22 protein-coding genes are annotated in these 23,304 nt (G+C 46.7%); 8 read left to right on the top strand and 14 right to left on the bottom strand.

Features of this window, described 5'->3' with window-relative positions; translation table 11 throughout:
- Positions 1–112: 112 nt before the first annotated feature.
- The gene (locus tag R7044_RS01240; protein WP_033906432.1) at positions 113–709 is read left to right on the top strand and encodes a methyltransferase domain-containing protein; all 597 of its coding nucleotides are present in this window, start codon (positions 113–115) and stop codon (positions 707–709) included.
- 288 nt (positions 710–997) lie between these two features.
- Here R7044_RS01240 and R7044_RS01235 read toward each other — a convergent pair whose 3' ends face one another.
- Genes R7044_RS01235 through budA form a run of 3 tightly spaced genes read right to left on the bottom strand, consistent with a single transcriptional unit; the run spans position 998 to position 4,271 of the window.
- On the bottom strand, positions 998–1,756 hold the full coding sequence (locus R7044_RS01235) for an SDR family NAD(P)-dependent oxidoreductase (RefSeq protein WP_033906433.1): 759 nt from the start codon (positions 1,754–1,756) through the stop codon (positions 998–1,000).
- A complete protein-coding gene (alsS, locus tag R7044_RS01230) occupies positions 1,753–3,456 on the bottom strand; it encodes an acetolactate synthase AlsS (RefSeq protein WP_053349211.1) in 1,704 nt (567 codons plus the stop codon). The genes R7044_RS01235 and alsS overlap by 4 nt, the downstream gene beginning before the upstream one ends.
- A gap of 29 nt (positions 3,457–3,485) precedes the next feature.
- Positions 3,486–4,271 (bottom strand): acetolactate decarboxylase, encoded by a 786-nt coding sequence (budA, locus tag R7044_RS01225; RefSeq protein ID WP_005382707.1) that lies wholly within the window; start codon positions 4,269–4,271, stop codon positions 3,486–3,488.
- 97 nt (positions 4,272–4,368) lie between these two features.
- Between budA and R7044_RS01220 the strand changes: the two genes are divergently transcribed.
- The 3 genes from R7044_RS01220 (at position 4,369) to R7044_RS01210 (ending at position 6,604) form a co-directional block, all read left to right on the top strand.
- Positions 4,369–5,250, top strand: coding sequence for a LysR family transcriptional regulator (locus R7044_RS01220; RefSeq protein ID WP_205391209.1), 882 nt, complete (start codon positions 4,369–4,371; stop codon positions 5,248–5,250).
- Positions 5,251–5,379: 129 nt separating this feature from the next.
- On the top strand, positions 5,380–6,105 hold the full coding sequence (gene hxpB / locus R7044_RS01215; RefSeq protein ID WP_205391208.1) for a hexitol phosphatase HxpB: 726 nt from the start codon (positions 5,380–5,382) through the stop codon (positions 6,103–6,105).
- Positions 6,098–6,604, top strand: coding sequence for a hypothetical protein (locus R7044_RS01210; RefSeq protein ID WP_225455295.1), 507 nt, complete (start codon positions 6,098–6,100; stop codon positions 6,602–6,604). The genes hxpB and R7044_RS01210 overlap by 8 nt, the downstream gene beginning before the upstream one ends.
- Before the next feature lie 133 nt (positions 6,605–6,737).
- Here the strand turns inward: R7044_RS01210 and R7044_RS01205 are convergent, their stop codons facing one another.
- From R7044_RS01205 to R7044_RS01195, 3 genes are read right to left on the bottom strand one after another with little or no spacing between them, the layout of a single operon-like run.
- Positions 6,738–6,866, bottom strand: coding sequence for a DUF2474 domain-containing protein (locus tag R7044_RS01205; protein ID WP_005373267.1), 129 nt, complete (start codon positions 6,864–6,866; stop codon positions 6,738–6,740).
- A gap of 20 nt (positions 6,867–6,886) precedes the next feature.
- Positions 6,887–7,894 carry a cytochrome d ubiquinol oxidase subunit II gene (gene cydB / locus R7044_RS01200; RefSeq protein ID WP_017820345.1) on the bottom strand — a complete coding sequence of 336 codons (1,008 nt, stop codon included), beginning with the start codon at positions 7,892–7,894 and terminating at the stop codon, positions 6,887–6,889.
- Positions 7,895–7,922: 28 nt separating this feature from the next.
- Positions 7,923–9,287: a cytochrome ubiquinol oxidase subunit I gene (locus tag R7044_RS01195; RefSeq protein WP_005373264.1), complete on the bottom strand. Its 1,365-nt coding sequence runs from the start codon at positions 9,285–9,287 to the stop codon at positions 7,923–7,925.
- Positions 9,288–9,423: 136 nt separating this feature from the next.
- On the opposite strand from R7044_RS01195, the gene R7044_RS01190 reads away from it, so the two are divergent.
- Positions 9,424–10,857: a PLP-dependent aminotransferase family protein gene (locus tag R7044_RS01190; protein ID WP_318114311.1), complete on the top strand. Its 1,434-nt coding sequence runs from the start codon at positions 9,424–9,426 to the stop codon at positions 10,855–10,857.
- Positions 10,858–10,866: 9 nt separating this feature from the next.
- Here R7044_RS01190 and R7044_RS01185 read toward each other — a convergent pair whose 3' ends face one another.
- Positions 10,867–11,415 (bottom strand): sugar O-acetyltransferase, encoded by a 549-nt coding sequence (locus tag R7044_RS01185; RefSeq protein WP_033906440.1) that lies wholly within the window; start codon positions 11,413–11,415, stop codon positions 10,867–10,869.
- A 338-nt stretch (positions 11,416–11,753) separates the two neighbouring features.
- On the opposite strand from R7044_RS01185, the gene R7044_RS01180 reads away from it, so the two are divergent.
- On the top strand, positions 11,754–12,620 hold the full coding sequence (locus tag R7044_RS01180) for a mechanosensitive ion channel family protein (RefSeq protein WP_005463614.1): 867 nt from the start codon (positions 11,754–11,756) through the stop codon (positions 12,618–12,620).
- 98 nt (positions 12,621–12,718) lie between these two features.
- On the opposite strand, the gene R7044_RS01175 is transcribed toward R7044_RS01180, so the two are convergent.
- The 7 genes from R7044_RS01175 to R7044_RS01145 form a co-directional block, all read right to left on the bottom strand.
- A complete protein-coding gene (locus R7044_RS01175; protein ID WP_005373256.1) occupies positions 12,719–13,039 on the bottom strand; it encodes a DUF1840 domain-containing protein in 321 nt (106 codons plus the stop codon).
- A 173-nt stretch (positions 13,040–13,212) separates the two neighbouring features.
- Positions 13,213–14,115 (bottom strand): hydroxymethylglutaryl-CoA lyase, encoded by a 903-nt coding sequence (locus R7044_RS01170; protein ID WP_225455294.1) that lies wholly within the window; start codon positions 14,113–14,115, stop codon positions 13,213–13,215.
- Complete coding sequence (locus R7044_RS01165; protein ID WP_205391207.1) at positions 14,096–16,144, bottom strand: acetyl/propionyl/methylcrotonyl-CoA carboxylase subunit alpha; 2,049 nt, start codon at positions 16,142–16,144, stop codon at positions 14,096–14,098. The genes R7044_RS01170 and R7044_RS01165 overlap by 20 nt, the downstream gene beginning before the upstream one ends.
- The gene (locus tag R7044_RS01160) at positions 16,137–16,919 is read right to left on the bottom strand and encodes an enoyl-CoA hydratase-related protein (protein WP_033906443.1); all 783 of its coding nucleotides are present in this window, start codon (positions 16,917–16,919) and stop codon (positions 16,137–16,139) included. The genes R7044_RS01165 and R7044_RS01160 overlap by 8 nt, the downstream gene beginning before the upstream one ends.
- A gap of 104 nt (positions 16,920–17,023) precedes the next feature.
- Positions 17,024–18,631 (bottom strand): carboxyl transferase domain-containing protein, encoded by a 1,608-nt coding sequence (locus tag R7044_RS01155; RefSeq protein WP_033906444.1) that lies wholly within the window; start codon positions 18,629–18,631, stop codon positions 17,024–17,026.
- A gap of 115 nt (positions 18,632–18,746) precedes the next feature.
- Positions 18,747–19,916 carry an isovaleryl-CoA dehydrogenase gene (locus R7044_RS01150; protein WP_033906445.1) on the bottom strand — a complete coding sequence of 390 codons (1,170 nt, stop codon included), beginning with the start codon at positions 19,914–19,916 and terminating at the stop codon, positions 18,747–18,749.
- 45 nt (positions 19,917–19,961) lie between these two features.
- The gene (locus tag R7044_RS01145; RefSeq protein ID WP_005373242.1) at positions 19,962–20,348 is read right to left on the bottom strand and encodes a MerR family transcriptional regulator; all 387 of its coding nucleotides are present in this window, start codon (positions 20,346–20,348) and stop codon (positions 19,962–19,964) included.
- A 209-nt stretch (positions 20,349–20,557) separates the two neighbouring features.
- Here R7044_RS01145 and R7044_RS01140 point away from each other — a divergent pair, with 209 nt between their 5' ends.
- Entirely contained in the window at positions 20,558–21,736 is a 1,179-nt protein-coding gene (locus tag R7044_RS01140; protein ID WP_033906446.1) for a thiolase family protein, read from the top strand.
- A 70-nt stretch (positions 21,737–21,806) separates the two neighbouring features.
- Positions 21,807–23,300 carry a CoA-acylating methylmalonate-semialdehyde dehydrogenase gene (locus R7044_RS01135; RefSeq protein ID WP_053304725.1) on the top strand — a complete coding sequence of 498 codons (1,494 nt, stop codon included), beginning with the start codon at positions 21,807–21,809 and terminating at the stop codon, positions 23,298–23,300.
- Positions 23,301–23,304 lie beyond the last annotated feature (4 nt).

The following is a 23,304-nucleotide window of genomic DNA, read 5'->3' as shown; positions in this document are numbered from 1 at the left end:
GAAAGTGGTTGTCATAAAAAACTAACAACGTCAGACAAAAGGCTAGAAAAGGGATATCACATTGCGCTGCGTATCCCTTTATTTTTTACTACCGCAATCAGGGAGCGGGTAAATGAAACAGGCACCAATGATTAACACACAATTCTGGGATGATTTGTTTATCCGAGGCACTATGCCTTGGGATGCCCAATCGACACCTCAAGAACTCAAGGATTATCTCGACAATTCACTTCATGTAGGCCAGTCAGTGTTTATTCCTGGGTGTGGTGCCGCTTATGAACTGAGCACTTTTATTCAATATGGGCATGACGTGATCGCGATGGATTACAGCCAAGAAGCGGTAAAAATGGCGCAATCAACGTTAGGTAACTACAAAGATAAAGTCGTATTGGGTGATGTATTTAATGCCGATTTTTCTCACTCGTTTGATGTCATTTACGAGCGGGCCTTTCTCGCAGCACTACCGAGAGATATGTGGTCAGAATACTTTTCGATGGTGGATAAATTATTGCCAAGCGGAGGTTTTCTAATTGGTTTTTTCGTCATTGATGATAATTACCTATCACGCTTCCCTCCATTTTGTTTGCGAAGTGGGGAGTTGGCAGCTTTTCTAGAGCCCACGTTTGAACTTGTGAAGTCCTCAGTGGTGGCAAACAGTGTTGAGGTTTTTAAAGGCAGAGAGCAATGGATGGTGTGGCAGAAGTGTTAGTCGCTTTTAATCTTTTTGAAGAAGTATTCGCGGAAACTTTCTGGTTCTTTGTGAATCGCTGATATATAAGTCTTCACTCTATGCCTGATGGAATGCTCACATAGTTTGTCGGTTTGTGTGAAAAATTAATTTCTCGTTGCTGGTTTTAAGTTGTTGAGATATCTCTAACAGCGGTTGAGTGGTTGAGTTTATTGCTGGCACGGGTTATGTGCTCAGAGCGTAAAGCGACAGATCAGCATCGATCCGAAAGGTAGTAGAACGTCTCTTACTGATCTGTCTATTTCATGCTTATACTATTTTAGGTTGACCATCTGATGCGGTGGCACCGCCGTCTACAGGTAGGTTTGCGCCATTAATGAAAGATGCGTCATCACTTGCCAAGAAAGTCACGACAGACGCAATTTCTTCAGGTTCGGCTGCTCGGCCAAGCGCAATGCGCTCATTGAATTTATCGCGGATGTCCTGCGGCCAGCCGTTCGTCATGTTGGTTTTTACTAAGCTTGGGCATACGGCGTTAATTCTTACCCCATCCGCACCATGGTCCAATGCCATCGCTCGGGTAAGGTTCACCACTGCGCCTTTACTCGCGCAATAGAATGCGGCACCCCAGTCACCACCCAAACCGGAAACGGACGCGGTATTTACCATACAACCTTTCGTTTTTAAGAGTTCAGGTAACGCAAACTTCGCGCAATAAACGACGCCGTCAATGTTTACACCAGAGATCTTCTTCCAGTCTTCCACACTACCTTCAATCACGGTACCAGGGACATGTACGCCTGCATTGTTTACTAAAATATCCAGTTTACCGAAACGGGTAACAACATCAGAAATCAGTGCTGCGACTTTGTCTGGATCAGAAACATCAATGGAATGTGCCGACACACGCTGTTTATCAAAGCCCTCAACGGCGTTTGCCAATTGCTCTTCATTCCAATCGGCAAGAGCGACGTTTGCGCCTTCTTCATACAAACGTTTTGCGATGGCCAAACCAATGCCATTGGCAGAGCCAGTCACGAGTGCGACTTTATTTTTTAATCCTCTCATGCGATTTCTCCTTCGAAACTTACAAAAACGGGATCTTGATTTTTCTCTGTGCGCGGCAACATCAGTTTGTCGTTGTCGCTGTAATCTACGGGGATAGCCACCACTGCTGGTCCTTCAACATCCATGGCTTTATTCAATGTCGGTAGCAATTCGTGTTGACTAGTCACTGCGAAGCCTTTCGCGCCAAATGATTCGGCGTACGCCTTGAAATCAATTGGTCCAAATTTCACACCAGAGCAGCGCTGATATTTGTTGATCTCTTGCATTTCTACCATGTTGTAGGCGTTATCAACCCACACAATATGGACGATATTGCAGTTCAGTCTAACCGCGGTTTCTAACTCCATGCTCGATTGCATAAAACCGCCGTCTCCTGATATCGATACCACTTTGCTACCAGGTTTTAGTAGGCTGGCACCAATGGCCCATGGCAGTGCAACGCCCATCGTTTGTTGGCCGTTAGACACCAGCATTTGGCGAGCTCGAAAACAGCTTAAGTAACGAGCGATCCAGATGTGGAAGCTCCCCATATCAAGGCATAGCGTGGTATCTGGTGTGATGATAGATTGCATGGCTTTAATTAGCGCCAGTGGATGAAACCCTTGCTTGTGATAGACATTGGGATAGGTCTTGATCACTTGCCGTTGCAGTGCTACCTCTTCCAGTACTGAAAGTGCCGTTGGGGAAAGGCGAGCATATTCAGAGATATAGCTGCCCATCTTGTCTAATGACTGCGCAATGTTTCCGACGATTTCAACACAAGGTTGATAATTAAGTTGGTATTCTGCCGGTTCAATATCGAGGTGAATCACTGGGTTGCGGTGGCTGTTCCAAAGCTCAGGGTCATACTCTATTGGGCTAAAGCCGATGGTGAGAATTAAATCGGCATCACGCAGTAAAACATCGCCGGGTTGGTTGTTAAATAAACCGACACGCCCAGCAAAGTGATGATAGTAATTGATATCTACCGTGCCGGCGGCCTGGTAAGTGCCGACAACGGGTAGCTGCGTATTTTGAAGAAATCGGGCGATAGCAGCAGCGTTTTGACTGCGGCTCGCGTGAAGGCCAAGTAAAACCACACAGCGCTTTGCTTTACTGATTCGACTGACCGCATCTTCGATTGCTGCGATGTCAGCGCAACCAGGCTGTGTGTAAGGCGAGGGGACAATAATGTCCGTTTGGGTTTGCTCGGATAAAACATCTTGGGGGAGACTCAAAAAGCAAGCCCCAGGACGACCTGACTCTGCGATACGAAATGCGTTCGCCATGATCTCGCTTGCGGCGTCCACATGCTGCACTTCAGCACTGAACTTAGTTATAGAGCGAAAAATACTGACGGTATCCATGCTCTGGTGTGTTTGTTTTTGCTGGTCAGTTCGTTTCACCGCACCACCGATAGCAATCAGCGGATCGCCTTCGGAGTTTGCTGTTGCCACCCCCGTAACTAGATTTCCACAGCCAGGGCCTGACGTAACCATGGTGACGCCTGCTTTGCCGGTTAGTCTTCCCATAACGCCCGCCATAAATGCGCCGTTAGCTTCGTGGCGTACCGGAATCATTTGGATGTTAGTGTCTTCAATCGCATCGAACAGTCGATCGATTTTTGCACCGGGAATACCGAAAATGTACTTAATGCCGAGAGACTCTAGCTGTTGAGCGATCAACTGAGCTCCATTTTTATTTGAAGGTTTGGATTGCATTTGTTGTCCTTATTATTTGCCTGACTTTGTTACTTTTCCGCCTTTTCTATGGCGGTATTTATATCTTCCGGAGCCAAATTGGCGTTGAGGAAGTCTGTCGATACCGGGGTATCAATCACTAGCCGCGAGACTTTGCCAATCTGGAGGAACCCTGACGAAATGCTGTAATCCTGGATATGACCACCTCCTTGGCGGTCATCGGTAATAAAGTGTTCGTGATAGCCGGGCACATTAATGCCAGTCGTGTATTTAGGACTGCGAAAGCCGGCGACCACGCCTTGCTTATGCGTGAAGCGGAATGTTGGTTGTTCTTTGACCACTTCAAGCATTGGCCGATAAGGGCGTGTTTGTTTAGGTACGGTACGAGTACGAACTGAATCGAAAACGCCATCAATGCGCACTGCGCAAAATAGGTTATCGCTTGGAACCATGTCGTCTATGAGGTTATGGACTTCATGACGTGACATGCGCGATGTCAGTGGCAGCTCGATATCAGGTTTAAAAAAAGTCATGACAGCAAAGGGCGTTTTTTGCGCCAGGTCTGCCGGGTTTGCGGAGCCATCCGACTTGAGTTGAAAAACTTCCTTATCAAACGCAATCAACTCACCATCCAATTCATTGAACGTACCTAAACCAAAATCCCCATGTTTTAGCAGTTCTTCTATGGTTGTTGAGCCTTCGTAAACACCAGCGATCAAAGCACTCATTAACGAAGTCTGATAAATCTCACCATCTCCGGTAACGTGATGGTATTCAGAAAATTCTTTCGCTACTTCAAGCGAACAAGCACATAGAGGGTTATAAAATCCACGCATGAGTAAGACCAGTTATGCAATGAAGAGTATATTTAGATTGACTTCTACACGGTGCTAAATCCAATATAAAAAAGATTTATTTTGATATGGAAAATATATGGAATTTCGCTACCTGAAGTATTTTGTCGCGGTCGCCGAGACTCGTCACTTTACCCGAGCAGCTGAACAGTTAGGGATTGCGCAACCTCCTTTGAGTCAACAAATCAAAAAGCTAGAGCACGAGCTTGGCGTGGACTTATTTAAGCGCTTGTCTAGAGGAGTAGAACTGACCCATGCAGGGCAAGTCTTTTATACGGATGCGGTAAATATTCTTGCTGATGTGGAACGCGCAAAAGCAAAAGCCCGACAGATTGCCCGTGGTGAAAATACGCAGGTTAAAATTGGGTTCGCGACGTCAACATCAACCTGCATTAAGGTATTGGAGAGGATTGGGCGTATTCAAGAGAATGGGGTTCATTTACAGACGGCGGAACTATCAATGCCAGAGCTTGCCACTCAGTTAAAAAGCAAACAACTTGATCTCGCAATCATGCGGCTACCCTGTTACGCCAGTGAGCCTTTTGAGCACAAGGTGTTGTTTAACGACCCGTTTGTCGCGGTGATTCCGGCGGGCCACGAACTGGCAAAATATCCCTGTATCCAGATGAAACAGTTGAGAGGCCATAAAATTGTACTGTTTCCACGAGAGACTGGACCTGCATTGTTTGATGGTATGAGCACACTTTTTGCCGACGCAGGAGTAAGGCTCGAACCACAATTCGCAGCACCGCAACTTCGTACGACGATCGCCATGGCGCAGGCTGGGTTAGGCATTGCTATCGTTCCGCGTTCACTGGCTGAACATCTCGATGACTCTGCGACAGTCGCCGAGATTGATGATATCCCCCTAACCAGTCGTGTTGTCGTTGCTTGGGAGGCGTCTAATCTCAATAAACAAGCGTTGAAAGTAGCCATGAACATCGGTCATGTTGAGGCTTAAAGATGAGTCATCGAACTGGCTCTGATAGCCACAGACAAATGTGATACTCTCACTCGTTATATGCAAAGCTATGCTTTGGTTGAATAGACAAATCTTACTCAACGAATAGAACTTACTGAGGATGTACCAATGATATACGCTGCGGTCTTTGATATGGACGGGTTGCTGATTGATTCAGAACCTTTGTGGAAGGAAGCGGAAAAGCAGGTGTTTTCATCAGTTGGTGTCCAAGTGACCGAAGTGCTGTCAAAGCAGACTGCAACTATGACGACAGGTGAAGTAACAAGGTTTTGGTATGAACGTAATCCTTGGCAAGAAAAGAGCCTAGAGGAAGTAGAGAATGCTGTTGTGGATAAAGTGGAGGCATTAATAATTGAAAAAGGATGCGAATTAGAGGGTGTTACAGAAACACTCAAATTGCTTAAGGAAAAAGGGTTTAAGATAGGGTTGTCTACTAATTCACCTTATCAACTCATTCCCATCATTTTGAACAAACTCGGTATTGCCAGTTACTTTGACGCGATATCATCGTCAGACGATGTAGAGCAGGGTAAGCCAGAGCCAGATGTCTACCTTTCAACAATCAATAAACTAGGTGTAGATTCAAGTAACTGTATTGCCTTTGAAGACTCTTATTCGGGTATGCTTGCGGCAACACGAGCAAACATAAAAACAGTCGTGATACCTCAACCTGATAAGTTCTACCAAGAGTTCAATGAAGCCAGACTAAAGCTGCAAAAGCTATCAGAGTTTAATGAAAGCCATTTGGCGAGTTTAATGGACTTGAATTTGAAAGCAACAATTGCACCAACACCGCATGAAAGTTTTTTAGAAGAAGGACTTGATTGTGAATAGTCGGTCACTGAAAAAATACCTACTGCCAATGTTCTTATTGGTTTTACCTATAGAATCATTCGCAAAAGATACGACTATGTTGGACGAGCTCAATAATCGATTTGTTACATTTGAAAGGCGATTTGATGATTGTATCAACTCTGCTTCTCAAAATGATGTGAGTGAAAACATTGTCGATAAGATTCAAGCGCTTAATATTGATTTTGAAATTTCTGTTGGCTATTTATACAAACAATCACTTTATTTATGCTCTGATAATGAATTCAGTGAGTTAGCAAGGATTATCATGATAATTGAAACCTCCGATAATGATGGATTGCAATTATCAAAGGAAAAAGCTAGTCAAATTAGAAAGCTACTTTTTAGCAAAGTGGATTTACGTTTAGAGTCGAAGTTTCAAAGTTTACCGCAAGATAAAAAGGAAGCATTACTGAACCTTGCGAAAAAGCTTGAACCTTTTGATCTCGTAAGCATGCATGAACGACTTCAGGCAATGTAGACTTATGAAAGAGTGTTTTGAGTAGATTCTTAACGCTTGGCTTTTTCATTAAGATTGAGTATTAGGTTCAACGCCTCTAGCTCTTACACAAGATCTAGAGGCATCCATTTTTTATTGACTTAAACGTGTCGAGCTAAGATTTTAACCCTGCAGCGGTCATCATGACGCGAAATAACATAGACACTAACCCTAATGCAGCGACGCTAACGACCCAAATTCCAACCATCCAAGCCCACTGGCGGCACCAATTTTTGATTTTCATACTCACTCCTTATCAACTCGTTAATGGTACGCTTCGTCTTCTTTCACTTTTCCGGAGAAGACGTAGTAACTCCAAAAGGTGTAAGCCAGAATGATCGGGATGATGATCACCGCTCCAACGAGCATAAAGCGCTGACTGCTTGCAGGAGCCGCTGCTTCCCATATCGATATGCTAGGAGGAATGATATTTGGCCAGATACTGATGCCAAGCCCAGCGAACCCGAGAATCACGATCACCAATGCCATCACGAAAGGGCTGCGCTCTTTACGCTTTTTAACGGAGTCGGCAATCTTCAAACATACCAGCCCAGTAATGACAGGTACGGGCAGTAAGTAGAACAAATTAGGCAGAGAAAACCATCTTTCCGCAATGGCAGGGTAAGCAAGTGGAGTCCAAGCGCTCACAATGACTAATGCGGAGATCATTGCCAGTAGTGTTTTGTTAGTGAAGCGGTACATCGTGTTTTGCAGTTCACCTTCCGTCTTCATGATGAGCCATGTGCTACCAAGCAGCGCGTACGTTGCGACTAAACCCAAACCACAAAAGATGGGAAAAGGGCTGAGCCAGTCGAGTTGGCTACCTACGAAGACGCGGTTTTCCACCGCAAAGCCTTGAATTACCGCGCCAACAACGATGCCTTGGAAAAACGTGGTTAAAATCGAGCCGACCATAAAAGAGCGATCCCAGAACTTTAAGTGGCTTTCCAATGCTTTAAAGCGAAACTCAAACGCGACGCCACGAAAGATCAAAGCAATCAACATCAACGTTAAAGGGATGGTTAGCGCTTCAATAATCACCGCGTAAGCCATCGGAAAAGCGCCAAATAGAGATGCGCCTCCAAGCACAATCCAAGTTTCGTTGCCGTCCCAAACTGGCGCGACACTGTTGACCATGACGTCTTTTTGTTTTTCATCCTTGATGAAGGGCATCAGTATTCCAATACCCAAATCGAAGCCGTCCATGATGATGTACATCAAAGTGGCAAAAACGATGATCGCGAACCAAATCACGGATAAATCAAAATGCATATTCTCTACCTTCACTTTGTGACAAATTCTAAATGCGACCTGAAACGGTCGTCATGTCGTGCTCATCGTGTTCGATTGCATCGGGGCCTTTCTTGATTTGGTGGATCATGTAGTAATAACCAAAACCAAATACCAAGCTGTATACAACAAGGAAACACAGCAGGCTGATGCTCATTTGTAGGTCTCCGTGTGCAGAAACCGCATCACGCGTTTTTTGTACGCCATACACGACCCAAGGTTGCCGACCAACCTCTGTCGTAAACCAGCCAGCGAGTATTGCGATAAGACCAGATGGCCCCATAAACAATGAAAACTTGAGGAACCAACGCGAAGTATAAAGCGTGTTCTTTTTTCGTAACCATATGCTGTAGAAGCTTTGAAAAATCATCAGAAGTCCTAGCCCGACCATGATTCGAAATGACCAAAAGACGATAGGTGAGTTCGGTCGTTCCTCTTTCGGGAAGTCTTTCAGCGCCGGGATTGGCTCAGTTAAACTGTGGCGTAGGATCAAACTTCCTAAAACAGGAATTTCTAAGGCATAGTCTGTGCGTTCTTGTTCCATGTTTGGCATGCCGAACAATATCAATGGGGTTGGTTTGCCATCGCTGTTATCCCAATGTCCTTCGATGGCAGCGATTTTGGCGGGCTGGTGTTCCAGAGTGTTTAGCCCGTGCACATCGCCAATCACGGCTTGGAGTGGCGCAAGGAACACTAAGATCCCGAGCGACATCGAAAACATGGTTTTTACCGCAGTCGATTGATTGCCTCTCAATAAATGCCAAGCGGCTGACGCGCCTACAAAGAGTGCTGAACTGACGAAAGCCGCGACGCTCATGTGCGCCAAACGATAAGGAAATGAAGGATTGAAAACGATAGCAAACCAGTCGGTTGGCACCACACGTCCGTCGACAATTTCATAGCCTTGTGGCGTTTGCATCCAACTGTTGGAGGCGAGAATCCAGAACGTCGAAATGATCGTTCCTAACGCCACCATCGAGGTTGCAAAAAAGTGCAGCTTTTCGCCGACGCGACGCCACCCAAACAGCATTACGCCAAGAAATCCGGCTTCGAGAAAGAAAGCCGTTAACACTTCATAAGTCAGTAATGGGCCTGTGATAGAACCAGCGAAGTCGGAGAAACCACTCCAGTTGGTGCCGAATTGATAAGCCATGACAAGACCAGATACAACACCCATTCCAAAGTTAACCGCAAAAATTTTCGACCAGAAGTGATAGAGCTTTTGGTAATCGGGATTACGTGTTTTTAGCCATAAGCCTTCCAGCACGGCGAGATAGGTGGCCAAACCTATGGTGATAGCGGGGAAAATAATATGAAAGGATACCGTAAAGGCGAACTGTATCCGTGCAAGCATAAATGCGTCGAGGCCAAACATTAAACTTCCTTTGATCTTTTAAGTTTTATGAGAGAGCTATTTTAAAAGGAGCGGAATGAGGGAAGTAGGTACAGACAGTGACTATAAACCTATAACAGATTAAATATTGAAGTGTTATTATTTTGAATTCGGCTTTATGGAAGGGGATTTGCGTTTGGCGAAGTATCAAGAGTTAGTGGAACAGCTTAAAAGGCAGATAAAATCGGGGATATGGCATCCGGGTGACAAGCTGCCTTCGCTGCGTCGCCAATCTGAACACTCGGGTTTGAGCTTGATGACGGTGTTGCACGCGTATCAAATTCTGGAATCTCAAGGCTGGGTCACGTCACAGCCGCGCTCTGGTTATCGAGTCGCGCCCAATATTAAGAGTTCAAGTGAACCCCAAGCGCCAGCAGCAGTTTCGTGGACAGAGCAGGTAGACATCAATGAGTTTATCTTTGATGTTCTGCAGGCGAGCAAAAATCCATCCATGATCAATTTTGGCTTTGCCTATCCAGACCCAAGTTTGTATCCACGCTATCACGTGAATCGGGCGATGAGCGCAGCCGCTCGCAATATGCCGATTTCCACCACCTTTGATAACTTACCGCCGGGAAACGAACAATTACGCACCATCATCGCGAAGCGTTATGCTGCGAAAGGCATTGAAATTTCACCCGATGAAATTGTCATTACGGCAGGCGCGCTGGAGGCGTTAACGCTCAGTTTGCAAGCCTGCACAAGACCGGGAGATTGGGTGGTTGTGGAGTCGCCTGCATTTTATGGTGCTTTGCAATCCTTAGAGCGGTTAGGCTTGAAAGCGCTCTCAGTAAGAACAGACCCAGTCACGGGCATTGACCTAGACTCATTGGAACGAGCGCTGCAAACACACGATGTGAAAGCATGTTGGCTGATGTCGAACTTCCAAAATCCTCTGGGTTTTACGCTCACCAACGAGAAAAAACAAAAGCTGATTGAGCTGACACAGCGAAATAACGTGCCAGTGATTGAAGATGATGTGTACAGCGAACTGCATGCCGAGAATGACTCGGTCTACCCACTAAGAATGTTTGATGACACGGGCAATGCCATGTTGTGCTCCTCGTTTTCAAAATCATTAATCGCAGGGCTACGTATTGGTTGGGTTGCGGCGGGAAAGCGGGCGCTAGAGGTACAAAAGTTACAGCTAATGAGTACATTAGCGACGAGTGCACCAGTGCAAATGACATTGGTGCATTATTTAACAAGCCGCAATTATGAATCGCATTTGAAGCAGTTACGGAAAAAGCTGTTTGAACGTAAAAGTAAGATGACGGATCTGCTTAGTGAGCTGTTACCTGAAGCAGTCAAAGTGTTAAGCCAAAGCGGCGGGTACTTTATTTGGTTAGAGCTTCCCAAGCATATCGACGCCTTGCAGATATATCGAGAAGCGCTAAAAGATAATATCAGCATCGCACCGGGAAAGATGTTCAGCCTGACAGAACAATACGATCACTGTATTCGTCTTAACGCTTCTTTTGAGCTCAATGACAAATACGTCCATGCTCTCAATCTGCTTGCCAACATTATTCGCTGTCATTTGGCGAAATAGCGACTTTCTTCAGTTTTTTGGTTTAATAGAGCGCGCGGGATTTCCAGCAACTCGATCGCCCGGCGCAACGTCTTTGGTTATGACAGAGCCAGCGCCGACGACGGCCTCATCGCCAATGGTCACGCCTGGCAGTATGATAGCGCCCCCACCAATCCAAACGTTATTGCCGATTTTTACCGGTTTGGCGATCTCATCTCCGGCTAAGCGTCTTTGTGTATCGAGTGAATGAGCGGCTGTGTAAATTTGCACTCTAGGCCCAATCATGACGTCCGCGCCAATCTTAACCTGCCCATTGTCCAGAATAATGGCATCCCAGTTGATGTAGGAGTTTTCCCCGATGGACAAGTGACAACCGTAGGTAAGTTGAAGCGGTGGCTCTATACAGGCGCTGTTTTCTAATTGGACGCCCATTTCCGCCAATAGTTGTCTACGGATACTTGGGTTTGGCTCGTGGTTAAATTGGAAGACAAGCTGCGCGGTTTTGGCGCGCATCAGCTTTAGTTCTTCATCCAGACAATTATAGGTTTCTCCAGAGCGCATCCGAGTCAGTTCTGACATAACAATCATTCCATCAATGTTGTTTGCAATAAGGTGCATAATAATAAATGAAGGTGATTCGAAGTGAAAATTTGATGCTTAAAAATCAGAAAGTTATCACTGATTTGCCTTGCGTATTCAGTCGGTTGATTGGCTCGTTGAGTACACAAAGACGTACTCCTTAAATGGCTTAATCGTGTTGAAGCCAAAGCGGGAAACCACTCGAAGCGTTTTACGTAGATTACAATATAGTTAATAAGTAGAACTTAATTGAGTCGCTTGCGCTATCGATTGACCTAAAAATTTAAGACTTATGCGCTCTGGCTTGCTGGCAACGATGAATCAAGAGTGAGCACTTTATGTTCGAACGGGTCATTTCATTTTTAGAAACAACGCTGTTTACCTTTAACGAACAACCTATCACGTTGTGGGCGATATTGATGGTGCCGACATGGGTGATTGTCGCTTTATGGTTGTCCAAAATTTTAATCAAAACCGTTACGTCAAGAATGTCCTCATCGGGGAAAGATCCAAACGTCATTCATTTGGTTAAACGGATATTATTTGTCATCGCTCTCGCCATTATTTTTATGACCACACTTTCGATGATCAATGTGCCAATCACCGCGTTCGCCTTTCTGTCTGGTGCCATCGCTATCGGCTTCGGTTTTGGTGCACAAAACATCATTAACAACTTCATAAGTGGCTGGATTTTGATTGGTGAAAAGCCAATCCGAATTGGGGACTTTTTAGAGGTCGAGGGAGCCAAAGGCATTGTCGAGCAAATAAATACGCGTTCAACGCGAATCAGGCGAACCGATGGCGTTCACATGCTCATTCCCAACAGTCAATTGATTGAGAACGTGGTGATCAACTGGACGTTATGCGACAGATTAGTCCGTGGCTCGGTCGTCGTCGGCGTCGCGTATGGGAGCGATGTCAAACAGGTTGCTGCCTTAATGGCGGAGGTGACTTCGCAGCAAGCGCAAGTTCTGAGTTCGCCAGCTCCAGACGTGTTTTTTCAAGACTTTGGCGATAATGCTTTGATCTTCGAATCTTATTTTTGGATTAACTCAACGGTTGAAGGCGGGATTCGATCGGTCGCAAGTGCCATACGTTTTGAAATCTATGAAGCTTTCGAAAAGCACGGTATTGAAATCGCGTTTCCACAACGAGATGTGCACATTGATGGGGAAATCAAGTTGTCTAGGGAGAGAAACGGATAGGGCGATAAGCGGTGTAGGTGCCCTTATCTTGGCTTCGAGTAGTGATAGCGAGGCGGTCACAATATGGATTCACCTCGCTAGAAACCAGTTTGAAGGCGTTATTGGTTGTCCCACATGACTTCGCATTCTTCTTTGATTGCTGATTTTAGCAACTCAATCAGTGGAAACGCTCTGCGTCCTAGGCTTACCGCGGGCTCTGCTTGTTCTTCCTCTTCGTCTACATCAGTAGGGAGGTTTTCTTCAGCTGCATTTTTCGCAGATAGAGCAGAAGTTAATCTTGATAGCGCGTCAGGAACATCTTGAGCGGAAATTGATCCCGGCACCGTGCCGCTGTGACCCATCATTTTGAGCATATCTAATGCAATATCACCAAACATTGTGACGTTTGAGTGGCTTCGACAACGAAATGTTATGAGCATTTACCTGATCCTGTTTTATATGTTCGGTTTGAAACTAAATTGTAGCTGAAATCAGACACTAATTAATGTGATGAAGACCGTTGAGCGTTAAGGTTTTTATGAGTAACAACAAAAAACGGGCACGTACGTCTGCATGCCCGTTGAAATACATTACCTGATTGGTTGTTGATGATTTACAAGCTATACGGATCGCCTAGAGCCAATGCGACCCTAGAAGCAGGAGACTTTCCTAACGCACGGCAAATTTGCCAACCCGCTTCATTGATGACGCCAAGGTCAACGCCTGTTTCAATCCCAAGTTGCTCACACAGATAAAGTACATCTTCCGTTGCAACATTGCCACTGGCTCCTTTCGCGTAAGGGCAGCCGCCGAGCCCCGCTACTGCGCTATCAATGGTGTTGATGCCCATTAACAAGGCTTGGTAGATATTGGCTAATGCTTGTCCATAAGTGTCATGAAAATGTACTGCGAGCGCGTCTTTTGGCAGTAGCGTTAACAACGAATCCAGCATGGCGATAACGCGATTAGGCGTTGCTTTACCGACAGTATCACCGAGCGAAATCTCATAACATCCCATATCAAACAACGTATTGGCGACCTTGGTAGTTTGCTCTGGCTTGATTACTCCCTCATATGGACACACCATGGTACAAGACAAGTACCCGCGTACAGGAATGTTGTGCTGGTTCGCCAATTCGATAACGGGTTCAAATCGAGCGAGACTTTCGGTAATGCTGCAGTTGATGTTCTTCTGGCTGAACGTTTCTGAAGCGGAGCCAAACACCGCAATTCGCTTTACACTGCTTTCCAGCGCACGTTCTAACCCTGCGAGATTTGGTGTGAGCGTGCTATAAACCACGTCAGGCTTTTTTGAGATACCAGCAAACACCTGATCGGAATCGGCCATTTGAGGCACCCACCTTGGAGAGACGAAAGATCCCGCCTCAATATGCTTTAAGCCACTGCTGCTTAGTTGGTTAATCAAACGGATTTTATCAACCAGCGTCACTGCCGTTTCATTTTGCAGACCATCACGAGCGCCGACTTCGACGATATTAACCTTCGCTGGTAGCATATTCGCGCTCCTTATCTTCACTGACGTTATCCGATATCAAAGACAAATTCAGCAGTATGGAACCGTGCTGTACTTGGTCCCCGTGCTGATAAAACAATTCGTCGACTGTTGCTGCGACCGGAGCCGTGATGGTGTATTCCATTTTCATTGCTTCGAGTACCAAAAGCGGATCGCCCGCCGCCACTTCGTCACCTTTAGCCACCATAACTGCTGAAATTATGCCGTTGAGTGGTGCGGTTGGACTTAGTTCATCATCTACATCTTTTGCAGAGTCAAAGTTAGGTTGATGAGCGAACGTACGCTGCTGACCAAGATAAAATAGTGTTGTTCTTTGTTCATCGCTAAGTGCATTAAAGGTGTAACGCACATTATCAATATCGACGATAATCTGGTTGTCACTTTCAAGCAGGATGACCTGATGCACCTCCTCACCACATCGGACAGTGAAGTGAGATCCTGTATCTTGCGATGATTGTTGCAAACGTACCTGATGGTTGGCATTGGCATCCGTGAAGTTAAATCGGTAAACGTTGTCAACTGACAGTCTAAAACCTCGTCTGGTTGGCGCGGGTAACGTTGAGCTGTCTGATTTTGAAATGAGATCATTCCGGTGAGCAACCGCCGCCAATGTAAGCCAGATTGAATCCGACACGTCTTGCTGCTCATTTATGCCTTGTTGATGTGTTACGAGGAAACCTGTATCGAGCTCAATCTCGGCAAAGGCTGGCTGCGAAATAATACTGTGCAGATAACCAATGTTTGTCGTTACTCCACGTACGTGATATTGAGTTAACGCCTGCTTAAGCTGCTTTAGCGCGATATCACGAGTTTGCCCCCAGACGATCAGTTTGCTGATCATTGGATCGTAATATTCGCTGATGCTATCGCCTTGGGTAACACCACTATCAACGCGTACGCACGCTAGGCGCACATTACTGTCTGATACGGGTTCTTTTAAGTAGTCAATGCGGCCAGTCGACGGCATAAAGTCATTGTCTGTATCTTCTGCGTAAATTCGCAGCTCAATTGAATGGCCGTTGTGGGTGATTTCAGATTGCGAAATAGGTAAATGCTCGCCAGCTGCAACTTTGAATTGCCACTCCACCAAATCAACGCTGGTGATCAATTCAGTGACAGGGTGTTCAACTTGCAGACGGGTATTCATCTCCATGAAGTAGAATTGACCTCGGCTATCGAGTAAGAACTCCACCGTGCCCGCGCCAACATAGTCGATCGCTTGAGCGGCCTGAACCGCAGCTTCACCCATTTGTTTACGCAGTTCATCACTAAGACCGGGAGCTGGTGCTTCCTCCACAACTTTTTGGTGACGGCGTTGAATGGAGCAATCGCGATCAGAAAGATAGACACAGTTGCCATGTTGGTCAGCAAATACCTGAACTTCAACGTGGCGAGGCTGCAATATGCATTTTTCGATTAGAAGCCGCTTGTCGCCAAAGCTTGAAAGTGCTTCACGCTGCGCACCGTCGATGGCCAGCGGCATTTCGGCTGCGCTATTGACTACTCGCATGCCTTTACCGCCACCCCCTTGGGTTGCTTTAAGCATCACTGGGTAACCGATTTTTTCAGCTTCCGCTAATAAGTGCTCTACGCTGTTGTCTGTGCCGTGATAGCCGGGAACCAAGGGCACGTTCGCCTCAGACATGATGGCTTTGGCTTGCGACTTCGAACCCATCGCCTCAATTGCGCTGGTGGAAGGGCCAATAAAGACAATGCCATTTTCGCTGCACGCTTTGGCTAGTTTCGGGTTCTCGGAAAGAAAACCATACCCAGGGTGGATAGCATCGGCTTGCCATTTTTTCGCAGCGCCGATAATCGCATCGATATCGAGATACGATTCACTCGCAGGAGCGGGGCCAATGAATTCAGCGAAATCCGCTTGTTTAACATGTAAGCTGCTGCGATCCGCTTCGGAATAGACGGCTACCGTCTCGATAGCCATGCTTTTTGCGGTTTTAATGATTCGGCAGGCAATTTCACCGCGGTTTGCGATCAGTATTCTTTTAAACATGATTCCTCCAATTGGCGGCGCGCTTTTCAAAAAATGCAGCTAGTCCTTCTTGTCCTTCACTGGACACGCGAGCGGTTGCAATAGCTTGGCTGGTGTATTCAATTAATGAATGATCGATAGGTTGGTTATCACAGCGTAAACAAAGTGCTTTTGCAGCCTGCATGGCTTGTGGACCGTTGTTGAGCAGGTGATCAATGGTGCGATTGACGGCTTCACGTGGTTGAGCGTCTATCTGATGAAGAATACTCATCGATAGCGCGGTTTCGGCATCAATCAGTTCCGCGGTTAAAAAGTAGCGTCGGTTTTGTCGTTGTCCAATCGCTCGGATTACGTAAGGTCCGATGGTGGCGGGTAACAAACCGAGCTTCACTTCACTCAAACAGAAGCGGCTTTCAGGTGTACCAATAGCGATATCGCAGCAGCAGATAAGCCCAAGTGCGCCGCCAAATGCAGCGCCATGCACCATAGCAATGGTTGGTTTGCTAAAGGTATCCAGTTTGTGCAAGAGCAACGCTAACTGCTGTGCATCTTGCAGATTTTCCCCCTCGGTTTTGGTGGCCATTGACTGCATCCAGCCAAGATCCGCACCCGCAGAAAAGTGTTTACCTTGCGCCGTTAGTACCAATGCACGTAGAGAGTTGTCTCTCTCAAGTTTTTCCAAGGTTTCGATAAGTGAAGCAATTAATTCATCATTAAACGCGTTGTGTTTCTCTGGTCGATTGAGGCTCAACCAAGCAACGCCATTGCTGTCTTTTTCAAGCAGTAGTCCGGTCATGTGACTTCCTTTGTCTGACATTTCAGTCTGTATTTCAATGCTCGCTAACCATTAGTTTTTAAACATCGGTATTCGCGAGGAGTTAAGGTTTGCCTTGCATCCGGCTACATGCGGAAGATGCCAAATTTACTGTTTGGTATTGGCGCATTAAGCGCAGCAGACAGAGCAATGCCGACAACATCACGGGTTTTCGCAGGGTCAATAATGCCGTCGTCCCACAGGCGTGCACTGGCGTAGTATGCATGGCTTTGAGTCTGATATTGCTCCGCAATTGGACGTTTGAACGCTTCTTCTTCCTCTACGCTCCAGCTTTCACCTTTGCGAGTTTTGATATCGCGGGTCACTTGCGCCATCACGCCAGCCGCTTGCTCTCCACCCATGACGGAGATGCGCGCGTTTGGCCACATCCACATCATGGTTGGATCATAAGCGCGGCCACACATGCCGTAGTTCCCAGCGCCATACGAGCCACCAATAACCACGGTAAACTTCGGCACGTCTGCACACGCAACAGCAGTTACCATTTTCGCACCATGTTTGGCGATGCCTTCGGCTTCGTACTTCTGACCGACCATAAAGCCCGTGATGTTCTGTAAGAAGAGCAGAGGAATTTTGCGTTGTGCGCACAGCTCAATAAAATGCGCGCCTTTTTGTGCTGATTCCGAAAATAGAATGCCGTTGTTAGCGACAATGCCAATCGGCATACCGTGAATATGGGCAAAGCCACAGACCAAGGTTTCGCCGAACAAGGCTTTAAATTCATCGAACTGGGAATCATCAACAATTCGGGCAATGACCTCTTTAACATCAAACGGCTTTTTGAGATCGGTTCCGACGATGCCGTACAGCTCTTGGGCAGGAAAACGCGGCTCCAGTGGCGTTTTTTGCTTGAGTTGGACGGGTTTCAAGTGGTTAATTTGAGAAACCGCTTGTCTTGCCAACTCTAACGCGTGGTGATCATTTTCTGCGTAATAGTCCGCCACGCCAGAGGTGCGACAGTGAACGTCTGCGCCACCAAGATCTTCCGCGCTGACTTCTTCACCTGTCGCTGCTTTTACAAGAGGTGGACCTGCCAAAAAAATCGTGCCTTGTTCTTTGACTATGATGGATACGTCGCACATGGCAGGAACATAAGCGCCGCCAGCGGTACATAGCCCCATGACCACCGCAATTTGTGGAATGCCTTTGGCCGACATACGGGCTTGGTTGTAGAAAATACGGCCAAAATGGTCTTTATCTGGGAATACCTCATCTTGGCGGGGTAGGTTAGCGCCGCCAGAGTCGACTAAGTAAACACACGGCAGTTGGCATTTTTCTGCAATTTCTTGTGCTCTTAAGTGCTTTTTCACGGTGAGTGGGTAGTAACTGCCGCCTTTTACCGTCACGTCGTTGGCAACGATCATACACTCGGTGCCGTCAATTACACCCACACCGGCAACCACTCCAGCACATGGAACGTAATCTGGATACACATCCCAGCCAGCAAATTGACCAATTTCTAGAAAGGACGAACTAGGGTCGAGTAGGGCAAGAATGCGCTCACGTACCGGAAGTTTGCCTTTCTTCTGCTGATGCTCGCGGGCTTTCTCACCGCCACCATCTTCTATTTGGGCAGTCACGGTATAAAGTTGATCTACAAGTGACGCCATAGAGCGGTAGTTTTCCTGATACTGCTCTGAATGGGTATTAATATTGGTCGTCAAACAAGCCATAAATAGCCGATCTCCATTCGGTAGACGGGTGTCACCACCCGTCTTTATTTAGGTTGAATAAGATTTAGATTGAATAAGGAAGTTGTTTCGAGTTCGAACCGCCTAGGTATGATGATTAGGCGCTTTCGTTAAACAATTCGCGACCAATAAGCATGCGGCGAATTTCTGAAGTGCCCGCACCGATTTCATACAGCTTGGCATCTCGCAACAAACGGCCCGTATCAAACTCGTTGATGTAGCCGTTACCGCCAAGTAGTTGAATCGCATCCAGTGCCATCTTGGTTGCCAGCTCTGCGCTGTAGAGGATCGCGCCAGCAGAATCTTTACGTGTGGTTTCACCGCGATCACAAGCGGCAGCGACGGCGTAAACATACGCTTTAGCGGCATTCATTTGTGTGTACATATCCGCGATTTTTGCTTGAACTAGCTGGAATTCACCGATGGATTTACCGAACTGTTTACGGTCGTGAATGTAAGGCACAACGATATCCATACACGCCTGCATGATGCCAAGTGGGCCGCCTGCAAGCACCACACGTTCGTAGTCGAGGCCGCTCATCAATACTTTCACGCCTTGGTTTTCTTCGCCGAGAATATTTTCCGCAGGGACTTCGCAGTTTTGGAAGACCAGCTCACACGTATTCGAGCCGCGCATACCCAACTTGTCGAGTTTTTGTGCTTGAGTAAATCCAGGGAATCCGCGTTCCACAATAAATGCCGTGATGCCTTTGGAGTGCTGGCTTGGGTCGGTTTTTGCGTAGACAACATAGGTGTGTGCATCAGGGCCGTTTGTGATCCACATTTTGTTGCCGTTTAGCAGGAAAATATCGCCTTTACGTTCGGCTTTAAGCTGCATAGAGACCACATCAGAGCCGGCGCCGGGTTCACTCATTGCAAGGGCGCCGATATGTTCACCGGAGATGAGCTTAGGTAGGTATTTCTCTTTTTGCGCTTGTGTGCCGTTACGGTGGATTTGGTTGACGCAAAGGTTGGAGTGAGCGCCGTAACTTAACGCAACCGAAGCGGATGCTCGGCTGATTTCTTCCATAGCGATAACGTGGGCGAGATAGCCCATGCCTGCACCACCAAACTGTTCGCTGGTGGTCACACCTAAAAGACCCATGTCACCTAATTTGGACCAAAGATGGTTTGGAAAGTCGTTAGTTTGGTCGATAGATTGCGCTAGCGGCGCAATTTCTCTTGCAGCAAAACTATTGATTTGCTCGCGAAGCAAATCGGTATTTTCGTCATAAACAAAGTTCAGGGAAGAGTAGGTAGATTTCATTGCGTGTCCTTGCCTTTACGTCACCTACATCCCAGAGTTGAGGTGTTAGGTGACTTTTTCGCCTTTCATGGATCTCAGTGTGTTTTGGCATCGCAACTGCGCAGCATTTAACTCCATCATTACCGCTTGAATGTCGTTTGCTTGCTGTTGCAATGCTGCCTTCTTCTCTTCGATCAACCGAATCATATAGTTCAACTGCTCAGTACTTTGATCGGTATCGTAGAGTTCAAATAACTCTTTGATATCTGCAAGAGAAAAGCCCAATCGCTTACCTCGCAAAATCAGTTTTAGTCTAATTCGATCACGACCATTGTAGATTCGAGTGTTGCCTTTACGTTCTGGAGTTAGGAGACCTAAATCTTCGTAGAAGCGAATGCTTCGAGTAGTAATGTCGAACTCTTTCGCGAGCTCGCTGATCTTAAATGTGTTCATTCCTTAACCTTACGACTTTCGTATAACATTTACATGAATATACAATTCGTTAACGTTAAAGTAAACAAACAACATTCACTCTTGAGCCTTGATATCACTCGCATTTACTCGAAATCAAAGAATCACTCGAACAAACAATAACCTCAAACTTGACGTTAACGTAAATGTTAGTATAGTTATGACGTAAACGTCAACAAAAGGTTAATGGAATGAAAAATGAAACATGGATTGTTGCCGCTAAGCGAACGCCTATCGGCTCTTTTCAAGGTGCATTAGCTTCAACAGATGTCACGGAACTCGGTGCGAAAGCCATTCAAGGGGCGCTAGCCGAAAGCCAACTCGATGTGCACAAAATAGACGAAGTGTTGATGGGGTGCGTTTTACCCGCCGGTGTGGGGCAAGCGCCTGCAAGACAAGCAAGCCTTAAAGCTGAAATGCCACAATCGATTGGTTGTACGACACTGAACAAAGTTTGTGGATCGGGTATGAAAACCGTGATGCTGGCATATGACCTTATTCAATCTGGTAATGCGCATGCTGTCATCGCTGGTGGCATGGAAAACATGTCGTCTTCTCCTTATCTATTAAAGAAAGCGCGTGATGGTTTCCGTTTAGGTCACGAGCAAGTGCTTGATCACATGTTTTATGACGGTTTGCAGGATGCCTACCAAGGCGAGCTGATGGGTGTCTTTGCAGAACAGACGGCGCAAAAGTATCAGTTCAGCCGTGAAAGTATGGATGCCTGGGCGCAGCAGTCGGTGACTCGTGCGCAGCAAGCAATCGAACAAGGTTTGTTCAAAGAAGAGATCGTGCCCGTTAACGTAAAAAGTCGACGCGGCGAAACCTTGGTTGTAGATGATGAGCAACCGAGCAAACTCGACGTCACTAAAATTCCTACCTTACGCCCTGCGTTTGCCAAAGATGGCGGCGTAACCGCAGCAAACTCTAGTTCCATTTCGGATGGTGCGTCGGCAATGATCTTAGTCGATAGTGAGTTTGGTCGTCAGGAAAACCTTCAGCCTCTAGCCAAAATTGTCGCGTACAGCACGCATGCAAGACAGCCTGATGAGTTCACCATCGCACCAGTCTTCGCGATTGAATCGCTGCTGGAAAAAACGGGCTGGGACAAATCAGACGTGGACCTTTGGGAAATCAATGAAGCTTTTGCTGTCGTGACTCAATACGCGGTGAAAGCTCTCGAACTGAACGAGAGCAAAGTGAACCCTCGCGGAGGGGCTTGTGCGCTGGGGCATCCAATAGGCGCAAGTGGCAATCGAATCCTTGTCACTTTGATTCATGCGCTAAAACAAACTGGTGGTAAGCGTGGCGTTGCATCGCTTTGTATTGGCGGCGGCGAAGCTACCGCTATCGCGATTGAAATCTGCTAAATCACTCTCAACAAAGTTTCACTTACATAACAGTAGTCAGTAACAAGCTGAAAAATACAAGGATGTCATCATGACAGAACAAGTAAAGCAGTATATCGGTGGTGAATTTGCCATCTCCGATTCAAAACAATGGCTAGATGTAACCAACCCGGCAACCAACGAAGTGATTGCACAAGTACCTTGTGCCACGGAATCGGAAATGAATGCGGCGATTGCCAGCGCAACAGAAACGTTCAAACGCTGGAAAGAAGTTGCAGCGCCGGAGCGTGCTAGATTGATGTTGCGCTACCAACATCTGTTAAAAGAGCAACACGATGAGTTGGCGATACTGCTTTCAAGTGAGACAGGCAAAACCCTCGCGGATGCAAAGGGTGACATTTGGCGCGGAATTGAAGTGGTAGAGCAAGCTGCAAACATTTGTAGCTCAATGATGGGCGAAACGGTTGAGAACGTCGCGACCAATATTGATGGTTACTCTTACATTCAACCGCTCGGCGTTTGTGCTGGCATTACACCGTTTAACTTCCCTGCGATGATCCCATTGTGGATGTTCCCGATGGCGATCGCTTGTGGCAACACCTTTGTTTTGAAGCCGTCAGAGCAAGTGCCACTAACGGCAATGAAACTGGCGGAGCTGTTTGAACAAGCTGGCGCACCAAAAGGCGTATTGCAAGTTGTTCACGGGACCAAAGAGCAAGTCGACCGCATTCTGACTGATCCAGTTGTTCGTGCGATCTCTTTTGTTGGCTCTGTGCCCGTTGGTGAGTACATCTACAAAACAGGTACAGACAACCTGAAACGCGTGCAGTCATTTGCAGGTGCTAAGAACCACATGGTCATCATGCCGGATGCAAACAAACAGCAAGTCATCAATAACCTAGTTGGCGCGTCAGTTGGTGCTGCAGGCCAACGCTGTATGGCTATTTCGGTTGCCGTATTTGTCGGCGAAACCAAAGAATGGATTCCAGAGCTTAAAGAGGCGTTAGCTCAGGTTCAGCCTGGCGCGTGGGATGATGAAACCGCTGGTTATGGTCCGCTGATTAGCCCTCAAGCGAAGCAGCGAGTGGTGAATCTGATTAATGAAGGCAAAGCGTCAGGCGCGAATTGTGTTCTGGACGGGACAGACTGCCAAGTGCCTGGCTTTCCGAACGGTAACTGGGTGGGGCCAACACTGTTTACCAACGTGACCACAGACATGTCGATTTATCAGGAAGAAATTTTCGGGCCTGTGCTGTTAACTATGGAAGTGGATGACCTAGATGAAGCGATTGAACTGATCAATGCAAACCGCTTTGGTAATGGTACGTCTATTTTTACGGCGAACGGCGCTGCCGCGAGAAAGTATCAACACAATATCGAAGTAGGTAACGTAGGCATCAACGTGCCGATTCCGGTGCCATTGCCATTTTTCTCATTTACTGGGTGGAAAGGCAGCTTCTACGGCGACCTGCATGCTTACGGTAAACAAGCGGTTCGCTTCTACACCGAGACGAAAACTGTCACCGCGCGTTGGTTTGAAGATGACATTCCAAGCGGTCCAAACATGACTATTCAACTTAGCTAATTAC

The sequence above is a fragment of the Vibrio sp. 1402 genome (assembly GCF_033340275.1).
Note: the sequence above shows the minus strand (reverse complement) of the source record. Positions and strands in the feature narration are given on the sequence as shown.